This window comes from Rhodococcus chondri, from assembly GCF_036327435.1.
Classification (GTDB): domain Bacteria; phylum Actinomycetota; class Actinomycetes; order Mycobacteriales; family Mycobacteriaceae; genus Rhodococcus; species Rhodococcus chondri.
This window is the reverse complement of record NZ_JAUZMZ010000354.1, coordinates 1-1,526: the sequence shown is the minus strand read 5'-3', so window position 1 is coordinate 1,526 and position 1,526 is coordinate 1. Positions and strand designations below refer to the sequence as shown.

Here is a 1,526-nt window from a genome sequence, read left to right as displayed (position 1 = left end):
GACGCGGGGAACGACCAGGCCCTCGGTGATCTCGCGGGTGAACAGGTCGGCGAATTGGTCCGCGGGCCACGGGGTGGGCGGGTTGGTCTGGGGGGTGAGGAAGTAGCCGCCGAGCAGGTTTTCCGGGCCCATGCCCGTCGACGCGACGATGTGCACGCCGGTGCTGCGTGAGAGTGCTTCGTAGAGGCGCACGTCGCGGCCGTGGAACATGCCGGTGCTGTCGACGATGGTGCGTCCGCCGTGGTCGCGGAAGTCGGCCAGTTTCGCGGCGAGAGTGTCGAAGATTTCGGCGCGGTCGAGGGTGAGGTCGAAGGCGTGCTCGGCGCCCGGCACCACCGACAGCAGCGCTTCGTGCACCGAGACCACGCCCAGTTCGTCCACGGGAACGGGGCCGAGGACGGTGTGGACGGTCGTGCCCGCAGTGTTCTGGGCGCCGGTCATCGGCATTTCCTTTCGTCAGGGTCACATCGCGACGACGTGGTAGGTGTCACAGTACAACTTCGGATTACAGAGTGTCAAGTGAGTTAACTGTTAGGTACGTGACTGTACAGAGAGGTGCGCTGCGGTCGCGGGGATGGCGAAGCCCGAGGGGTGATTCGGTGGCACACAGCACGACCCCGCCTCCGGCCACGGTGGCCGGAGGCGGGGTCGTCGAGGCGATATGGGTCGGTCGGCGGGGTCGGCCGGCGTCACCGGGAAGCGGGTGCGGCGCCGCTCAGCGGTCGCGCGCCGCCGGAAACGCCGGCCCGCGGGTGCAGGCGTCGACCAGAAGCGTGCGCAGCCAGCTGCGGAACTCCCGGGCCGCCAGCCGCGGGTTCCACACCATGTCCACGCCCAGGGGCGCCACCGGCAGCGGGAACTCCTCGGTGCGCAGGGCATGCCTGGGATGCATCGCCGCGGCGACCCGGTAGGTGTGGACCGCTACCCCACCGGCGGCCGCGACCAGGTGCGGAACGAGCAGAAAATCCGAGATCAACCGGCCGATCCGGTACGGCACGCCCTGCGCGTCCAGCGCCGCATACGGCGCCACCCGCTGCCGCGAGTCGTAGGCGACGTGTGGCAGCGAGCTGAGCAACTCCAGCGCGGACGCCTCGGGATCGGTGTCCGGATGGGCGATCACCACCCAGCGGTTCTCGTAGAGCCGTTCGCGCGGGTACGGCGAGGTGAAGGCCTCGGACAGCAGCACCACATCCACCCCGCCGTCGGTGAAATCGCTCGGCTGCGGCTCGACGAGATTGCGCATCCGCAGGATCGCGTTCGGTGCCCGGTCGGCGATGAGCCGGGCCAGCGTGGGCCCGATCACGAAGGCGGTGCTGCTGGTCATCGCCACCGTGATGGTGCGGCTGTCGCGGGCCGGGTCGAAGCCCGGAAAATCCACCACCCGCGCGGTCCGCTGCAGCACCTCACGCAGGGGGGCGATCAGCTCGCTGCCGCGGGGGGTGAGCACCAGGCCGCTCCCCTGCCGTGTCACCAGCTCGTCACCGGTCAACCGGCGCATCCGGGCCAGCGCGTGGCTCATCGCGGGC

At 70.1% G+C, this 1,526-nt stretch carries 2 protein-coding genes; both read right to left on the bottom strand.

Annotation, left to right across the window (positions count from 1 at the left end; all coding sequences use genetic code 11):
- The coding region (locus Q8814_RS26060) for a phosphotriesterase family protein (RefSeq protein ID WP_456239124.1) at positions 1–441 on the bottom strand (441 nt) is incomplete at its 3' end.
- A gap of 274 nt (positions 442–715) precedes the next feature.
- A partial coding sequence (locus Q8814_RS26055; RefSeq protein WP_330154818.1) for a LysR substrate-binding domain-containing protein occupies positions 716–1,526 on the bottom strand: 811 nt, incomplete at its 5' end.